This is a genomic window from Gardnerella washingtoni, assembly GCF_049262705.1.
GTDB classification, from domain to species: domain Bacteria; phylum Actinomycetota; class Actinomycetes; order Actinomycetales; family Bifidobacteriaceae; genus Bifidobacterium; species Bifidobacterium vaginale_D.
Genome location: NZ_CP058398.1, coordinates 1,120,278 through 1,136,557 on the forward strand (window position 1 = coordinate 1,120,278; position 16,280 = coordinate 1,136,557).

The 16,280-nt window shown below is 44.4% G+C and carries 15 protein-coding genes and 2 pseudogenes; 10 read left to right on the forward strand and 7 right to left on the reverse strand.

Annotation, left to right across the window (positions count from 1 at the left end):
• Positions 1-27 precede the first annotated feature (27 nt).
• Together HXT28_RS04235 and HXT28_RS04240 are read left to right on the forward strand one after the other, a co-directional pair.
• Positions 28-1,738: pseudogene (locus tag HXT28_RS04235) on the forward strand (ABC-F family ATP-binding cassette domain-containing protein); the annotation flags it as partial.
• Positions 1,739-1,854: 116 nt separating this feature from the next.
• Positions 1,855-2,079: pseudogene (locus tag HXT28_RS04240) on the forward strand (ABC transporter C-terminal domain-containing protein); the annotation flags it as partial.
• A gap of 60 nt (positions 2,080-2,139) precedes the next feature.
• Here HXT28_RS04240 and rnc read toward each other — a convergent pair.
• The 5 genes from rnc to coaD all read right to left on the reverse strand — a co-directional run bounded on the left by rnc (position 2,140) and on the right by coaD (position 5,881).
• On the reverse strand, positions 2,140-2,979 hold the full coding sequence (rnc, locus tag HXT28_RS04245; protein WP_230953053.1) for a ribonuclease III: 840 nt from the start codon (positions 2,977-2,979) through the stop codon (positions 2,140-2,142).
• Positions 2,980-3,203: 224 nt separating this feature from the next.
• The gene (gene rpmF / locus HXT28_RS04250) at positions 3,204-3,398 is read right to left on the reverse strand and encodes a 50S ribosomal protein L32 (protein ID WP_016636728.1); all 195 of its coding nucleotides are present in this window, start codon (positions 3,396-3,398) and stop codon (positions 3,204-3,206) included.
• 173 nt (positions 3,399-3,571) lie between these two features.
• Complete coding sequence (locus HXT28_RS04255; RefSeq protein ID WP_422113311.1) at positions 3,572-4,249, reverse strand: YceD family protein; 678 nt, start codon at positions 4,247-4,249, stop codon at positions 3,572-3,574.
• The gene (locus HXT28_RS04260; protein WP_064346976.1) at positions 4,249-5,298 is read right to left on the reverse strand and encodes a hypothetical protein; all 1,050 of its coding nucleotides are present in this window, start codon (positions 5,296-5,298) and stop codon (positions 4,249-4,251) included. The genes HXT28_RS04255 and HXT28_RS04260 overlap by 1 nt, the downstream gene beginning before the upstream one ends.
• Entirely contained in the window at positions 5,288-5,881 is a 594-nt protein-coding gene (gene coaD / locus HXT28_RS04265) for a pantetheine-phosphate adenylyltransferase (protein WP_422113312.1), read from the reverse strand. The genes HXT28_RS04260 and coaD overlap by 11 nt, the downstream gene beginning before the upstream one ends.
• A 223-nt stretch (positions 5,882-6,104) precedes the next feature.
• On the opposite strand from coaD, the gene HXT28_RS04270 reads away from it, so the two are divergent.
• Positions 6,105-6,434, forward strand: coding sequence for a DUF3039 domain-containing protein (locus HXT28_RS04270; protein WP_032814381.1), 330 nt, complete (start codon positions 6,105-6,107; stop codon positions 6,432-6,434).
• A gap of 107 nt (positions 6,435-6,541) precedes the next feature.
• Here the strand turns inward: HXT28_RS04270 and HXT28_RS04275 are convergent, their stop codons facing one another.
• Positions 6,542-7,879, reverse strand: a complete 1,338-nt coding sequence (locus tag HXT28_RS04275) for a nicotinate phosphoribosyltransferase (protein ID WP_016637777.1) — start codon at positions 7,877-7,879, stop codon at positions 6,542-6,544.
• Positions 7,880-8,062: 183 nt separating this feature from the next.
• Between HXT28_RS04275 and cysS the strand changes: the two genes are divergently transcribed.
• The 7 genes from cysS (at position 8,063) to trmD (ending at position 15,189) form a co-directional block, all read left to right on the forward strand.
• Positions 8,063-9,703 (forward strand): cysteine--tRNA ligase, encoded by a 1,641-nt coding sequence (gene cysS, locus HXT28_RS04280; RefSeq protein ID WP_064346979.1) that lies wholly within the window; start codon positions 8,063-8,065, stop codon positions 9,701-9,703.
• 76 nt (positions 9,704-9,779) lie between these two features.
• Entirely contained in the window at positions 9,780-11,450 is a 1,671-nt protein-coding gene (ffh, locus tag HXT28_RS04285; RefSeq protein WP_016637775.1) for a signal recognition particle protein, read from the forward strand.
• The gene (locus tag HXT28_RS04290) at positions 11,447-12,628 is read left to right on the forward strand and encodes an endonuclease/exonuclease/phosphatase family protein (RefSeq protein WP_422113313.1); all 1,182 of its coding nucleotides are present in this window, start codon (positions 11,447-11,449) and stop codon (positions 12,626-12,628) included. Before ffh ends, HXT28_RS04290 begins: the two co-directional genes overlap by 4 nt.
• Positions 12,629-12,775: 147 nt before the next feature.
• Positions 12,776-13,237 (forward strand): 30S ribosomal protein S16, encoded by a 462-nt coding sequence (gene rpsP, locus HXT28_RS04295; protein ID WP_032814384.1) that lies wholly within the window; start codon positions 12,776-12,778, stop codon positions 13,235-13,237.
• Positions 13,238-13,239: 2 nt separating this feature from the next.
• Complete coding sequence (locus HXT28_RS04300; protein WP_016637772.1) at positions 13,240-13,473, forward strand: RNA-binding protein; 234 nt, start codon at positions 13,240-13,242, stop codon at positions 13,471-13,473.
• 1 nt (position 13,474) lies between these two features.
• Positions 13,475-14,077 (forward strand): ribosome maturation factor RimM, encoded by a 603-nt coding sequence (rimM, locus tag HXT28_RS04305; protein ID WP_016637771.1) that lies wholly within the window; start codon positions 13,475-13,477, stop codon positions 14,075-14,077.
• A gap of 239 nt (positions 14,078-14,316) precedes the next feature.
• Positions 14,317-15,189: a tRNA (guanosine(37)-N1)-methyltransferase TrmD gene (gene trmD, locus HXT28_RS04310; protein WP_032814391.1), complete on the forward strand. Its 873-nt coding sequence runs from the start codon at positions 14,317-14,319 to the stop codon at positions 15,187-15,189.
• A gap of 10 nt (positions 15,190-15,199) precedes the next feature.
• Here the strand turns inward: trmD and rsmD are convergent, their stop codons facing one another.
• Positions 15,200-15,784, reverse strand: coding sequence for a 16S rRNA (guanine(966)-N(2))-methyltransferase RsmD (rsmD, locus tag HXT28_RS04315; RefSeq protein ID WP_064346985.1), 585 nt, complete (start codon positions 15,782-15,784; stop codon positions 15,200-15,202).
• Positions 15,785-16,280: the final 496 nt, after the last annotated feature.

The window sequence follows — 16,280 nt, forward strand, 5'->3', positions numbered from 1 at the left end:
AGAAGTCTACAGCTATATTTATGCATTATGCCTACGTATGATTTGGGATTAGAACAAGTTTCACTAGAGTTTGCTACAAAAACGATTTTTACAAACGTAACACAAGGCGTTTTTGAAGGTGACAGAATTGGTATTGTTGGACGAAATGGTGATGGAAAGTCAACACTGCTTCGCCTACTTGCAGGACATATGAAACCTGACTCTGGTCGCGTAACAAAACGCGGTGGGCTCACTTTCGGCATGCTCGACCAGCGCGATCCTTTAGACGATAACGCAACTGTACGCGAAGCAGCTTTGGAAAATCGCGAAGATTACGAATGGGCTGCAGACCAACAATCACGCGAAATCGTAGAAGCTCTTCTTGGCGGAATCAATTTGGAAGCAAAAGTTGGCACACTTTCTGGCGGACAACGTAGACGTGCAGATTTAGCAAGACTTTTGCTTCACGACTGGGACATCTTAGCTTTAGATGAACCTACAAACCACCTAGACATAGTAACAATTCACTGGCTAGCAGAACACCTGCTTCACCGCTGGCAAGACGGGCAAGGAGCATTGCTGATTGTAACGCATGACCGCTGGTTCTTGGATGAAGTTTGCACGTCTATGTGGGAAGTACACGACGGCGTAATCGATCCGTTTGAAGGTGGATATAGTGCTTACATGTTGCAACGCGTTGAAAGAGAACGTCAAGCAGATGTACGCGAGGAACGCAGACGAAACTTGGCGCGAAAAGAGTTGGCTTGGCTTTCACGCGGAGCTAGAGCGCGCTCTACGAAGCAGAAGTTCCATGTAAAGCAAGCACGTGAACTTATTGCGGATGTGCCACCATTACGTAATACGCTTGAGCTTAAAAGAATGGCAACTTCTAGACTTGGCAAACAAGTTGTCGATTTGATTGATGTGACACAAATTTTTGACGATGAGAAAATGCTAGCAAATATCGATCCAGATATTGCAGAAAATGAAGCATTGTCGGAACTTACTGCAGAAACATCACATAAAGTCGATATTGTAAACTCAGTTTTTGCGCAACCAACGCACACAGGAAGTGTTACGATTGCAGTCGACGAACATCAAGAAAACTCAGACGAAAATAATCCAGAAACTGCGGCGGCAGAACACAAAACAATTACCGGACGTATGATTCTCGACGACGCAACATGGCTTATCGGTCCTGGAGATCGTTTCGGAATTGTTGGTGCAAACGGTGCCGGAAAATCAACTCTTCTCAGTATTATTGATGGATCGCTCAAACCTACACTCGGTCATGTCAATATTGGCAAAACCGTAAAGTTTGCCGTACTTTCACAACGTTTAGAAGAATTGGAAAAGCTCGGAAAATATAAAGTAAAAGAAGTACTAAGCCGATACAAACCAAGTTACATTATTGACGGCAAAGAAGTAACACCCGGTCAACTTATGGAAAGACTTGGTTTTAAGCCAGAACAGCTTATGACACCAATTGCTGATCTTTCTGGCGGTCAAAAAAGACGAATGCAACTATTGCTGATTCTTTTGAATGAACCAAATGTGTTGATTATGGATGAGCCAGGCAATGACCTTGACACTGACATGCTTGCCGTAATGGAAGATTTGCTCGATACATGGCCAGGAACGCTTATTGTGGTATCCCACGACCGTTATCTGCTTGAACGTGTAACTGATCAGCAGTTTGCACTCATCGACGGCAAAATTCGTCACCTCCCAGGAGGAGTAGACGAGTATTTGCAGATCGTAGATCAACTTCAACGCGACCACGAAAGTAGTATTAACACACCACAAACACACGTCAGCGATAACAATATAGGAAATAATCAGAACAACGCTGACAACACTACCAATAGTCAATCAAAACTCACAGGAAAAGCCTATTACGAAGCAACCAGACGTATTGCAGCCATTGAACGCAAACTTACCAAACTCGAAAATCAAAAATCTGACATTGAGGAACGTATGGCTACTCATAACCCAAGCGATTTCGTGGGATTGCAAGCACTCAATGAAGAATTACAACAAAATACTCAAGAAACCAATACTCTTGAGGACGAGTGGATGGAGCTTTCCGAACAGATCTAAAAACTGTAAAAATAAACTGTAAAAATGCACCAGCGTTAACAACAACGCTGGTGCATAAAATTATGGCTTAGCTTGCGTAACTGTACGCGAATCAAGAGCATGCCAAGCAAGCTCTGCAGCAGCAAGCTGGGCCTTACGTTTACTAGAACCACTTCCAACGCCTAAAACTTCGTCACCGTCAGCATGAGCCAACACTGCGCGAGCCTCAAATACTGGAGCATATTCTGGTCCAGAAACCGCCATGCGATACTCTGGATCCGCTAAACCCATATCATGCGCTTTCACAGTCAACGATGTTTTCCAATCAAGAGCCGGACCTTCAGTGAGCACTTCCGCTAAAGTATCATCAATCAGTCGATGCACAACTAAGCGCGCCTCATCAATACCGTGCTCAACAAATGTTGCACCAATAAGCGCTTCGACAATATCACACAGAATCGAATCTTTGTTGTTTCCACCCTGCTCCATTTCACCTCGACCCAGTAGAATATACGGACCAACGTGAAGCTTTTTACGTGCAACAGCCGAAAGAGCCCATTCGGACACTGCTTTCGCACGCATTTTAGCGAGTTGACCTTCCGTCATATCTGGATGAGCAGAAAATAGCGTTTCCGTCGACACAAGTTCCAGCACAGCATCACCCAAAAATTCAAGCCGTTCATAATTTCTTGTACCAGGGTGTTCATGCGAGAATGAACGATGAGTTAATGCTTCCACCAGTAAATCTGGAGAAATAGTAGTCCCCAAAGCATTTAAAAGCTCTTGCGTCGGATCCCCAGGACGAGCTGAAGTATTCTCCAATCTCAACACCCCACCTGCGTTATGACGTACTTGCAAATCATGTTCTTCATGCTGATGCTTACGATTTTGTTGATCTTCTTGTTTATTCTGAGTCTTCATAGCAGTCATTATTATAGTCCCCCTCATCAACACTCACAGTAACCACTTTTTACTCGCGCAGGTTTTGAACACTCACAGCAAAAATGCTAAATTTGCAACATTACACTCATCTACTACAAACAATAAATACAAACAACACATACAAACAAAGAAAAAATTAAGCAATCAAATAAATAAAAAATAAACCCCGCCACCCGTCGATGGCAGGGTTTTATTAGTACAACCTACTTGGTGTGTGCAGAGCGAATAGCTTCGCGATACACACGACCACGGAAGGTGCCACAAGATGGGCAAGCCATGTGCGGAAATGCCTCAGAACCACAGTTTGGGCAAGTCACAGTCTGCACGGCAGACGCCTTCCAATTAGCGCGACGCGAATGCGTATTAGCACGCGAGGTCTTGTATTTAGGCAGTGCCATAATCTTTCCTCTATTTCGTTCAATCGATTGAGCTTAAGCGTTCTGTATATTACAGCAAGCGCCGTACAATTTATTAACTTACTTGAGATTTAAGCGAAATCTGCTTTACGCAAAAGCTCGCGCTTTAAGCGCTCGCTACGAAACTCGCGTTGGAAGTCCACTGGACTTCCAATCTAAGCGAGTTTCCGCTCCGAGTTGCCTTCGCGCGCTAAATCGCAGCGCTCAGGCAGGTCGTCGCGCTTTTCAGATTGCTCAAGTTGTGCTTTTAAGCCTTCCAAATCTGCAAATCGAATATCTGTAACATCATGATGATGCTCAGGATGTTCATTTAAGTTTTCACCGCATTGCGAACACAATCCACGACAATCCGGCTCACACAACGGCTGCAATGGTAATTCGCTCACCATGGTATCTCGAATAAGTGCCTCAATATCGGCAAAATCACCACCACCAACTAGCGGATACACATTACCAGACTCATCATTATCGTCCCAAATCTGTGATTCATTCTCATCTGCATTGTTGTGCTTATGAGCATGTTGCGAGCGCGAATCTACATATGGAAAGAACACGCATACATCTACTTTCCAGTCACGACGAAGTGGCATCAAACAGCGTGTACATTCTGCATGCACAGGAGCAGTAATACTACCTTGGAACATTAAGCCATCCACTACGGCATCAAAGTCGCCATCAACCATCACATCACTGCCTGGTTTTACGCCGATAACATAATCTCCAATACCATCTGGAGCTGGAAATACTCGGTGCAATGACATACTGCTACCAGCGCGCGCAGCCATTTGCGCTACTGGAACTGCCCATGGTGACTGGGAAGGATGCGAAGTCATTACTCATTCCTTTCATCATCTTCAGCATCATTGTACAATGCTGCATTCGTATCATTTTGCACATGTGCGGCAGCACGTTGACGCTCTTCTAACACGCGCTGACCTGCTTGCACATCCTGTTCTAATTTATCAAGCTGCTGTTTTAGTCCTTCCATAACAGTTATGCAATATTGATCAGCACCTTGAGTAAGTTTATCGGATTTGTGTTGTGCTGTGGTAAGAATATCGCGTGCTTTCTGCTTAGCTAAAGCTGTAACGTTTTCCTGACCGGCTAGGAATTGTGCGCGTTCTTGCGCTTCATCAATAATCTCCGCGGCCTGGGATTGTGCGGAAGAAACAATAGAGCTAGCTTGTGATTGTGCAGTACGCAGTCGTCGCTCTGCTTCGCGCATTAATGCTGAAGCGCGCTCTAATTGTACTGGAAGCATATTTTTTAAACGCGATAATTGATCGATGAAATCATCGCGATCAATTTTTACCATTCCTGGAGAGAACAATACATTTTTAGCTTCAGATAGTACTGTTTCCATAGCATCTATAATGTCGTAAACGGTGGTGAATTCAGCACGACTTTTTGAACGTATTTCATCACTTACTGTAGTTGTTGCGATTGATGATGGGACTGATTCTTCTTCATCAAAATTGATTGCTCCACCATCTTCACGTTCACGCAAATCTGGCAGTGGAAAAGCAGAAAGTGGTGTTGCTGTAGATGCTGATGTGTTGTCTACGCCTCCATGCGCATCAGTTTTTACATTCATGTCATTGATATTGGTGCTCTCATTGCCAACAGCAGCAACAGTAGATGTTTCCGTGTTATCAGCATCATTACTCGCTATTAAATCACCCTGCATCGAAGAATTTTGTGCGTCTACTACTGCGTTTACAACACTGCTTTGAGCATCTTCATCATCAGCAAGCACCGGATGTAGCGGAAGCTGCTGACTGCGATCAACATGTACTTCACGTTCCATAGTGTCATCACTTTCAGTAACTGAGGTAGCAGCATGTTCAACCATACCATCTTTCATACTATTTTCACTCGTCATCTTCTACTCTCCTGTCTCTTTTACTTAGCGTAGCTGCATTATCACTTCGTTGTAGCGAATTTTCAGCAAAACGTTTCTGTAACAAAGGTATTACGTTATCTGGAACCATACCAGTAACATTTCCTCCGTGACGCGCAACATCCTTAACTACTGAGCTTGATACATGCTCGAGTATAGGGTCAGCTGGTAAGAAGAGTGTTTCAATGCCAGCTAATTTACGATTTACTAAAGCCATACCAAGTTCTGCTTCATAATCACCGTTTTGACGCAAACCTTTTACAATCACCGTGGCACCAACGCGCGTACAATAGTCAGTAATCAATCCTTCGGTTGATGCGACTATTATTTCGCCAAATTGATGATGCTCATCATGTGTATTATGCGCATTATGCGCATAAGGCAAATTACTTACGGCTTCACGAATGATTTGTACGCGCTCAGATTCCGAAAACAGTGGCGTTTTTGCAGCATTCACTGCAACCAGCACGTGCACTTCATCAAATAGATGCGTACAACGTTGTATTACGTCTAAATGGCCGGCAGTGACTGGATCATATGAGCCGGGACACACAGCTATAGTCATGTTTTTAGAGTATCACTATTATGGGTGGGAACAAAAAATGTGCTTATAAATGCAGCTATTATTTAACAACTTTTCGTGATTTTGTTGCAATAATGCTTTATGCTATTTATTACTAACGTTTAATTAGATTTTGATTGAGTTTAGTTAAGTTGAGTGAAGTTAAGTTTAATTTAATTAGATTTAATGAGATTTAATGAAACACTATTATAGAAAGGAATGTGCAATGCTTTCAACATTATTCGCAGATAACACACTTCGTGCAATTATGGAAGCCGATTCGCAATCCTCTCACCCAGATTCCAACTCAGGCACAAACACTTCAGTACTTGAACGTCCTGAAGTAGATGAAGATGCTCGTTTAGACGACGGTGGTAATGCCGATCGTTTTGCACACTACGTTTCTAAAGATCGCATTGAAGAGTCTCATATAACTGGTCGCCCGGTAGTTGCTTTGTGCGGTAAAGTGTGGATTCCTCGCCGTGAAGCAAACGATTATCCTGTATGCCCTGAATGCAAGAAAATATACGAAAATATGAGCCACTTCGGTTTTTAATATCTTAATATTACTATTATTTCGTTATAAATTAGCGTTACTTTTATCTTTCACAACATAAAAGTAACGCTAATTTATGAACAATATTAATGAACTATACCAATATTTTAGAGAACATGGATTTCAGTTGGAATTGCTGGATCGCCGCGCATTAAACTTTGCGCAGCCAACGGCAAACGCTGCAAAGCCGAAGCGCAATAATCTTGAGCACGCATAATCGCATCGTGACCCATGAACTGCTTATCAGCCTCGCCATCAACCATATAATCAACAAGCAGATTTTCCCATGAATCCTTAGGCTTGAACTGAGCCAAAGCATCTTCCGATCCAGAAATTACACGCTCGCAATCGGCAACACCATGCAAATCAGCACTGTAATCATATGAACGATATGCTAACTTGCGACCTGGCACAGTTGCTTTATTCTTTGACTTCTTTGCAACAGGATACATAACACCGTCCGCACCTTCGCGCTCAGTAAGCTTATAAACCATTGCGCAAGTCGGAGCACCAGAACCAGTTACCAGCATGGTTCCAATTCCATAAGAATCTACAGGAGCGTTCTGCAAAGAAGCAAGCGCATACTCATCCAAATCGTTCGTCACCGTAATCTTTGTGTTCTTCGCACCCAATTCGTCAAGTTGATTTCGTACACGACGAGCTAAAGCACACAAATCTCCAGAATCAATACGAATTCCACCAAGATCAGGACCCGCAACTTCCACAGCTGTCTTTACCGCATTCTCAATATCGTAAGTATCAACAAGAAGCGTAGTGCCTTTACCAAGAGCAGCAATCTGAGAAGTAAAAGCATCACGCTCAGTGTCGTGTACAAGTGTAAAACAGTGAGCCGCGGTACCGATTGCCTTTAAGCCGTAAAGTTTTGCTGCAAGCAAATTAGCTGTGCCCTTAAAACCACCAATTACTGCAGCGCGAGAAGCAGCAACCGCTGAATATTCGTTCGTGCGGCGGCCTCCCATATCCATGCAAGGACGTCCTGCTGATGCTGAAACCATGCGAGCTGCAGCAGATGCAACAGCGCAATCGTAATTAAGCACAGAAAGAAGCACAGTTTCAAGCAATGTGCACTCACCAAAAGTGCCTTCTACCTGCAAAATTGGCGAATTCGGGAAGAACATCTCCCCCTCGCGATAACCGGAGATTTTACCGCTAAAACGAAAATTTTCCAGCCATTTAAGCGTTTCAGCGCTAACAATTTTGCGATCACTTAAGAAACGCAAATCATCTTCCGAAAGATGGAATTTTTGCAGCTCTTCCAAAATGCGACCAGTTCCAGCAACAACGCCGTAACGACGACCCTGAGGCAAGTGGCGCGTAAAAATTTCAAAAACACACTTACGATTTGCAGTACCGTCTTTCAACGCCGCATCAAGCATCGTATATTCATACATGTCCGTCATAAGAGCAGATGAAATCTCAGCCATGATATTCCTTTCAGTAACGAACAAATCAAAAACTGCTAGGTAATAGATATGAATCTAATTGGATTACTAAAGTTAAATCTAAAACCAAATCGCAATAATTGTATCGCTAACTAAAGAGCCGACGCACGAAATACAACTTCTCAAAATCACTCTGAGTATAAAGAAGCACTTATAATAGCAATTATGCTTAATAAGACTTTGAACGAAGAAACCGCAAACGTTACTAAAGCCGCGGAAAACTTACGCTTATACAACACCGCCTCCCATACAACAAGCGCATTTAAGCCTACAAAACCGGGGAAAGTTGGAATGTACGTGTGCGGCGCAACCGTACAAAGCTCGCCGCATATTGGTCATATTCGTGCAGCAATAGCCTTCGACGTAATTCGTCGTTGGTTATTACGACTCGGCTATCAAGTTACGTTTGTGCGCAATGTCACCGATATTGACGATAAAATCATGAAAAAAGCTAGCGAAGCAGGTCAAACTTGGTGGGAGCGCGCTTACATTTACGAGCGCGAATTTAGTGAAGCCTATGACACTTTGGGCGTTTTACCACCGACAGTTGAGCCGCGCGCTACCGGTCATATTACGGATATGGTTGAGCTGATTGAACACTTAATTGAGCGTGGTCACGCTTACGTTATTCGAGACGATTCTGGAAATCCTACTGGAAATGTTTATTTCGACGTACCAAGTTGGGAGCATTACGGCGAGCTTACGCACCAAAATCAAAATCGTAATGAAATTGATGGTGATGAAGCCGCAGCAATTGCAGATGCAAAGGGTCCAAGCATTGATTCAGCAGGTAACGATATTTACAATCCGACTGACCCTGCCGACGCTTCACCAGATAAGCACGATCCTAGAGATTTTGCACTTTGGAAAGCTCCTTGCGATTTCGATCAGCCGGATGCGCGTTGGAAAACTCCTTTTGGCGAAGGACGCCCCGGTTGGCATATTGAGTGCTCAGCTATGAGCCATCGTTATCTTGGCGATAATTTTGATATTCACGGCGGCGGATTAGATTTGCGATTCCCCCATCACGAAAACGAAATGGCACAAACAACAGCTGCTGGGTGGAAAAGCGCGAATGTGTGGATGCATTCCGCGTGGGTAACTGCCAAGGGTGAAAAAATGTCTAAATCCTTGGGAAATGGCCTTTCCGTACCAGTTGTTTTGGCAAATAATTCAGCATGGGTTGTTCGCTACGCTTTGGGAGCAGTGCAGTATCGCGCTATGTTGGAATGGTCTAACCAAGCTTTGGTAGAAGCAAAATCTGCTTACGACCGCATTGTCAACTTTCTTGAGAGAGCAAACCGATTACTTGAAAAGACACCAACGCGCGAAGAAGTGCAATCTGTAGATGCTGACTCACTTCCGGAAGATTTTACGCGCGCAATGAACGACGATATGAACGTTTCCGGTGCAAACGCAGCAATATTTACTGCTATTCGTCAAGGAAATGCGATTCTTGACGATTGTATGCAAAATTCTTCGCAAGAATCCTCGCAATCCCAAAACAGTAGCACCAAAAAATTGCTATATCTTGCCGTTCTGCAAGTGCGCGCTATGTTAGATACACTCGGATTAGATCCTTACGGAGAACCTTGGTTATCACATACTCATCAATCTGATGCAAACAGTGAAGGCAGCAAGGAACACAATGCTCTGGACGCTCTTATTACTTCGCAGCTTCAAGCTCGAGCCAATGCGCGCAAAATGAAGGATTTTGCTACTGCTGACACAATTCGTGACAATCTCAATAGTGCCGGAGTAATTATTGAAGATAGTGCGCAAGGTTCATCATGGCATTTGAAGTAGCATAATAAAGAAGTAAAGTATCAGTTATCAGTAAAAATAAGAAGCACTCGTTAGCAGCAGGTAGAATAGGAACATTATGGCAGCATTTAGTTCGTTAACAGACCGCCTTTCCAATGCTTTCAAGCATTTGCGCAGCAAAGGCAAGCTTTCTGAATCAGATATTGACGGCACAATTCGCGAGATTCGCCGCGCGCTTCTCGATGCCGACGTCGCACTGGAAGTGGTGCGTTCCTTCACTGCGCGCATTCGCGAGCGCGCTCTTGGCGAGGAAGTTTCGCGCGCACTGAACCCTGCTCAGCAGGTTGTGAAAATTGTAAACGATGAGCTTACGCAGGTGTTGGGTGCAGGTGTAGATAGGCCGCTTAATTTTGCGAAGTATCCACCGACTGTCATTATGCTCGCAGGTTTGCAAGGTGCAGGTAAAACTACTCTTGCTGGCAAGCTTGGCTACTGGTTGAAGGATTCTGGACATACTCCTCTGCTTGTGGCTGCAGATTTACAGCGTCCTAACGCTGTTACACAGTTGCAGGTTGTGGGCGAGCGCGCAGGAGTTCCTGTTTTTGCACCAGAAAAGGGCGTACAGACAGGCGGAAGCGCAATTTCTCTGCCATGGTTTACTAAGGGCGACCCGGTTAAAGTTGCACGTAATTCTATTGATTACGCGCGCGAAAAGATGTACGACACTGTGATTATTGATACCGCAGGTCGTTTGGGTGTTGACGAAGAGCTTATGAAGCAGGCTCGCAATATTCGCGATGCTGTGCAACCGCAAGAAGTGCTATTTGTTATTGATGCCATGATTGGTCAAGATGCTGTTCGCACAGCTCAAGCTTTTAACGACGGCGTAAACTTTACAGGCGTTGTACTTTCTAAGCTTGATGGCGACGCTCGAGGAGGCGCTGCACTTTCGGTTGCAAGCGTTACTGGAAAGCCAATTTTGTTTGCTTCTACCGGTGAAGGGTTGAAGGATTTTGAGATTTTCCACCCTGATCGTATGGCTTCCAGAATCCTCGATATGGGCGATATTTTAACGCTTATTGAACATGCGCAGAAGCAGTTTGATGAGGAAGAATCACGCAAGGCTGCTGAAAAGATTGCTGAAGGCAGCTTCGGCTTGGATGATTTTTTGGAGCAGCTTCAGCAGGTTCGTAAACTTGGCTCAATGAAGAAGCTCTTAGGCATGATGCCTGGCATGGCTCAACATCGTAAGGAGCTTGAGCAGTTTGATGACCGCGAAATTGACCGCACTGAGGCAATTATTCGCTCTATGACTCCGGCAGAGCGTAGAGATACAAAAATTATTGACGGATCTCGTCGCGCGCGAATTGCTGCTGGCGCTGGCGTAAGCGTTTCACAGGTTAATACGCTTTTGCAGCGTTTTGAGCAGGCTGCAAAGATGATGAAACGCATGAGTGGAGGCGCTGGCATGCCTGGAATGGGTGGCATACCAGGATTTGGCGGCGCTGGAAGCAAGTCGAAACGTAAGGATAAAAAGTCAAAGAAGAAGGGCGGAAAGTCTGGAAATCCAATGCGTAGAGAAGCTGAAGAGCGCGCGTTACGAGATCGCCTTTCTGGAGAATCTAATCGTAACGATGTTGCTGGTTCTGCTTTTGCAAAGCCACAGCAGCCAAATCTTCAGAATCTTCCTGAAGGCTTGCAAGAACTTATGAATTCTGAAAATTCAAATCAAGATAATCAACTTCCACCTAACTTTGGCGGCGGATTAGCTGGATTATTCGGTCGATGATTTTAGTATTGGCGTTTTTGTGGGTTATATTTGTGCCGCTTCTTTTGTGGCAGTTACTTCGGTGGCTGCCAACAGGTGCGGATAAATATAACCCACTTCCATATATTATTGCGCTGCTTCCACTTGCAACTTACATTGCAGGAGCACTACTTCTGTGTAATTTTGGAGCTTTTTTGTTCTTCGCATGCTACGCAGAGAAAGTGACACAATCGCTTACTTTAGCCCAATCTTACGCATATTTATGCATTGCATACGCTGTACTATTTTTGATTTCACTTAAGTCGTATACACCGTACTGTTTTGGAAGGTTGCGTAGGTTGCGCGAAAGCAGGTCGTCGCGCAAACGCCAGGAAAAGCAGCACCAAGAAATCCGCGTTATGACGCTAAATTGCAGATACGGAAAAGCAGACGCATTTCACATAATCAAAATCGCAAAAAAATATCATATAAATACGTTACTTTTACAAGAATTAAGCGAATCTTTAGTAAAAAATCTTGAAAAACTCGGCATTTATGAAATTTTTCCGACTTCTTGCGTAGGTGCGCAAAGCAAGCACAATAATGGTGGATTCAACGCGATTTTTACACAATATTCACCGATTGCTACTTGTAATAATGCCGTAAAAATTGAGGCTGCAAGCGTACCAAGCGTTACGACTTGTTTAGATTTTGGTGCAACTAAAAAAGTTAGTGTGAAATTTGCTTCCGCGCATCCAAAGTCGCCAATGAGAGGATGTACAGCTTGGAGCAAAGGAATCCGCACACTCGTAACTCTTATATCGACTCATCAAGCAGTAGAAACTACAAAAAACATAGCAACTACAAAGATTGCAAAAGACATGAATATAGAGGAGACTTCGTCTACAGGAACAAGAAAAACTAAGGAAACTGACAACACAGCAACTCTCACAGTTCTTACAGGCGATCTTAATTCTGCAGTCGATCATCCAAGCTTTCGAGCACTTACCAAAGCAGGTTTTGTAGACTCTGGCATCTCGATTGGAAAGCGTTTACACACCTGGCCTACCTGGCTTAACTGGCCAAATCTTACGCTTGATCACGTGCTATTTTGCGCAAAAAACTGCGAAGCTCAAGCTGTTTGGCAAAAAAATGTAATAATTGATGGTACGGATCACCTAGCCTACATCGCCACAATCACCATCTATCCACTAAACTAAAAACGTCCAAACAAACAGGCATAATAGATAAGTTATTCGCGTGAATCGGCGCCCTCTTCCCGGTCACGTGAGGAACATGTGGAAGCTCGCAAGGAGTGCCCCACACCCGAACGAAATTCCACGACTCTAGTTATAAGGAGAGCCATTTTGGCAACCAAGATTCGTCTCAAGCGATTGGGCAAGAAGTTCTATGCCTTCTACCGCGTAGTCATTTCCGATGCACGCAATAAGCGCAATGGTCAGTCCATTGAAGAGATTGGCGTTTATGATCCAAATAAGCAGCCATCTATGATTCAGATTAATTCTGAGCGCGCACAGTACTGGCTTGGCGTTGGCGCACAGCCAACTGAACCAGTATTGAAGCTGCTGAAGATTACTGGTGACTGGCAGAAGTTCAAGGGTCTCGATGGTGCTGAAGGCACATTGAAGACTTCTGAAGCTGGTCCAGATGCACAGGCTCGCGTGGAAGCTGTTGAAGCTGAAGCTCAGAAGTTGAAGGCTGCTAAGTCTGAAGCCGCCGCTAAGGCACAGGCTGCAGCTGAAGCCGCTGCAAATGAGGCTGAAGAAGCTCCAGCCGAAGCAGCTGAAGCTGAGGAAAAGGCTGAGTAATCATGCTGGCTCAAGCTGTGGAACATCTCATTAAGAACATCGTGGATTTCCCTGATGATGTATCTGTACGTTCTCACGAAAACGCTCGCGGCGAACTGCTACGCGTACGCGTGAATCCTGAGGATATTGGTCGTGTTATTGGTCGCAATGGTCGTACTGCTAATGCTATTCGTGTCGTTGTGCAAGCTTTAAGCGATCACAATGTGCGCGTGGATATTATGGACGTACGTAGGTGAGATGAACGTGGCCTTAGACCAACAATCTTTTGACAACCCTCAGCAACATCGTAACGACCTGCTGAGGGTTTGTCGTATCGGTAAAGCACAAGGTTTAAAAGGTGAAGTGACTGTACAAATCTTCACTGACGAGCCATATGAACGTTTCGAGATTGGTAACGTACTCTATACTGCGGATGGTTCACGCGAGTTTGTTATTGAGCGCGCGCGAACCTTTAAAAACCGTTGGATTCTGCTGTTTGAAGAATCGCAAAATCGCAACGATGCTGAAGCTCTGAATGGTTTGGAATTATACGTACAGGCAGAAGATGCACAAAAACTTGCTGCTGAAAACGCCTGGTATATTAAGGATTTAGTTGGCTTGCAAGCGCGTTTGTGTGAGGGAAATCAGTTGGGATTACCTTCCCAGATTATTGGTACGATCGTGGACGTGCTTGATGGCGCGCAATCGTTGCTTAAAATTCGCTTAGATCAGCCAAGTGACGACGAACATAAAACCGCGCTTGTACCGTTTGTTGAGGCGCTTGTGCCAGAAGTTAACGTTACTGCAGGTTACGTGATGATTGATCCTCCAGGCGGATTAATTCCCGGATTGTCGCAATGAACAAGAAGTCGTAGCACACAAAATGCTCAACACTACCACTTTTAATCGTTAAACTGTAAATTCATTGGCATAATCACTTATCAAAACAACAAAAGCGCAGCACGTGAAGAACTATGGAGCGTACACTTGCTAAATTACGAATCCATAGATTTCTAACGCAAATGAATCAGCGATTACGCAAAAGCGTAGGAGCAGAGCAGTACATAAGCCATATCTACCATTAAAAAAAAACTATTATGATGAACATCGATATTATTTCTGTATTCCCTGAATATTTTCAGATGCTTGACTTAAGTTTGCTTGGAAAAGCGCAAGATAATGGTTTGTTGCAAATCCGAGCTCACAATTTGCGTCAATGGACTCACGATGTACATCAGTCTGTTGACGATACGCCTGTTGGCGGCGGAGCTGGCATGGTTATGAAGCCAGAAGTATGGGCAGAATGTTTGGACGAGCTGCTTCATTTGCCAAAATCTGAAATAAAAAATACTTGCGATAGTTATGAAACTTGCGATGCTTACGAAGAATCAGAAGTCACATCAAATAAAGTAGACCCAAGTAAGCCAATTCTTATATTTCCTAACCCTTCTGCCCCACTATTTACACAAAAAGATGCAACAGCATTAAGTCGTGCTCAGAATTTAGTTTTTGGATGCGGACGATACGAAGGCTACGACGCGCGTATTCCAGAATACTACCGTATGCAAGGTGTTGATGTACGCGAATATTCTATTGGCGATTACGTGTTAAATGGCGGCGAAGTTGCAGTAAGCGTTATGCTTGAGGCGATTACGCGCCTAATTCCTGGGTTTATGGGCAATCCTGAGTCGATTGTTGAAGAGTCGTATACAGGTACGGACGCGCTGTTGGAACATCATCAGTACACGCGGCCAACTACTTGGCGCGGCATCAGCGTTCCAGATGTATTGACTTCAGGAAACCATGCAAAAGTAGACCGATTCCGTCGAGATGAAGCCATTGCGCGAACCAGTGAAATTCGACCGGATCTCATTGAACGACTTGATTGTAGGGCGCTCAATAAGGCGGATCGAAAGACCCTTATATCGCTCGGCTGGGAAGTTTCAGGCGATCATCCGCGCAAAAACTTATGAAAAAATAAGATTAGTCGCGAGAAGGCTGAATAAACAAAACAGAAGTCTCACCGTAATTGCGCGTATCGAATAGTTCCCAGCCATCAGGCATCACTGGCAGAACACTGCGCGCACTTCGTTCTAATATAATCAGCGTATCAGCATCAGCACTAGCAACACCATGTTCAATCATTGAAAGCAGCAGCTTTTCACAATCCGTGGTTTCATAGGCATATGGCGGATCAATAAAAACCAATTCAAACGCTTGCCCTTTATAGTCTGCAACGAACTGCTCCGCACGCTTGCGAATCACCCTCATCGAAAGTGCAGAATCCCAAGCCTTTGAACTTTGCAACGCTTTCGATGTACGAAGTATAAGAGACGCAACCTGAGCATTAGCCTCAACAGACACAAGTTCGCGCGCGCCTCTAGAAAGCGCCTCAACGCCGAGCGCACCAGTGCCAGCAAATAAATCAAGTACGCGCGCATCCGTGGTAACATCCCACGAATCAAGCCTAGAGAATATAGCTTCTTTCGTACGATCCGTGGTCGGCCTCGTACAAGATTGTGCCGAAGTCAATGGCAAAGATTTGAAACGTCCCGCAATAATATGCATACTTCTAGCTTAGCTGTAACTTCAAAAGGAAACAAACGCCGGAGAAAATTCCCTGGTAAATATTCCTGTAGCTTTGCAGTATTGCTCTGCTTACGTTGAGTATTTATTGCTTAAAAGAACACTAGCATCATTGCTACTGCACACATCACGCCAAGCACACATACCACACACCAACCCACAGTTTGTTTTGCGACTTCAGTATACGAATACCAGTGTGGTAGAGATTTGAGATTTTTCGCACTGGGCGCGGCGAACGTCAGAGCCGTAGGCTGCTGATTCGCCAAGCGAAGAAGAAAAATCGAAAAATCTCTGCGATAAAACGAGGTTATTAAAGATTAAACACGCAGAGTTTGGGGGATTTCTCTACGAGCACTAAAAGAGGACTGATGGAGCAACGTTCTTTAAAGAAAGGCGAACACAATAAACACCTTTAACAGCCAAAGCGACTGAAGGACGGGACGTGCGAGGAGAGAAATCCCCCAAAACTCGCGCCACA

What these genes read in the sequence shown, in the direction of transcription:
- rnc (WP_230953053.1), bottom strand. Translation starts at nt 2,979, where the DNA reads ATGAAGACTCAGAATAAACAAGAAGATCAACAAAATCGTAAGCATCAG.
- rpmF (WP_016636728.1), bottom strand. Translation starts at nt 3,398, where the DNA reads ATGGCACTGCCTAAATACAAGACCTCGCGTGCTAATACGCATTCGCGT.
- HXT28_RS04255 (WP_422113311.1), bottom strand. Translation starts at nt 4,249, where the DNA reads ATGACTTCGCATCCTTCCCAGTCACCATGGGCAGTTCCAGTAGCGCAA.
- HXT28_RS04260 (WP_064346976.1), bottom strand. Translation starts at nt 5,298, where the DNA reads ATGACGAGTGAAAATAGTATGAAAGATGGTATGGTTGAACATGCTGCT.
- coaD (WP_422113312.1), bottom strand. Translation starts at nt 5,881, where the DNA reads ATGACTATAGCTGTGTGTCCCGGCTCATATGATCCAGTCACTGCCGGC.
- HXT28_RS04270 (WP_032814381.1), top strand. Translation starts at nt 6,105, where the DNA reads ATGCTTTCAACATTATTCGCAGATAACACACTTCGTGCAATTATGGAA.
- HXT28_RS04275 (WP_016637777.1), bottom strand. Translation starts at nt 7,879, where the DNA reads ATGGCTGAGATTTCATCTGCTCTTATGACGGACATGTATGAATATACG.
- cysS (WP_064346979.1), top strand. Translation starts at nt 8,063, where the DNA reads ATGCTTAATAAGACTTTGAACGAAGAAACCGCAAACGTTACTAAAGCC.
- ffh (WP_016637775.1), top strand. Translation starts at nt 9,780, where the DNA reads ATGGCAGCATTTAGTTCGTTAACAGACCGCCTTTCCAATGCTTTCAAG.
- HXT28_RS04290 (WP_422113313.1), top strand. Translation starts at nt 11,447, where the DNA reads ATGATTTTAGTATTGGCGTTTTTGTGGGTTATATTTGTGCCGCTTCTT.
- HXT28_RS04300 (WP_016637772.1), top strand. Translation starts at nt 13,240, where the DNA reads ATGCTGGCTCAAGCTGTGGAACATCTCATTAAGAACATCGTGGATTTC.
- rimM (WP_016637771.1), top strand. Translation starts at nt 13,475, where the DNA reads ATGAACGTGGCCTTAGACCAACAATCTTTTGACAACCCTCAGCAACAT.
- trmD (WP_032814391.1), top strand. Translation starts at nt 14,317, where the DNA reads ATGAACATCGATATTATTTCTGTATTCCCTGAATATTTTCAGATGCTT.
- rsmD (WP_064346985.1), bottom strand. Translation starts at nt 15,784, where the DNA reads ATGCATATTATTGCGGGACGTTTCAAATCTTTGCCATTGACTTCGGCA.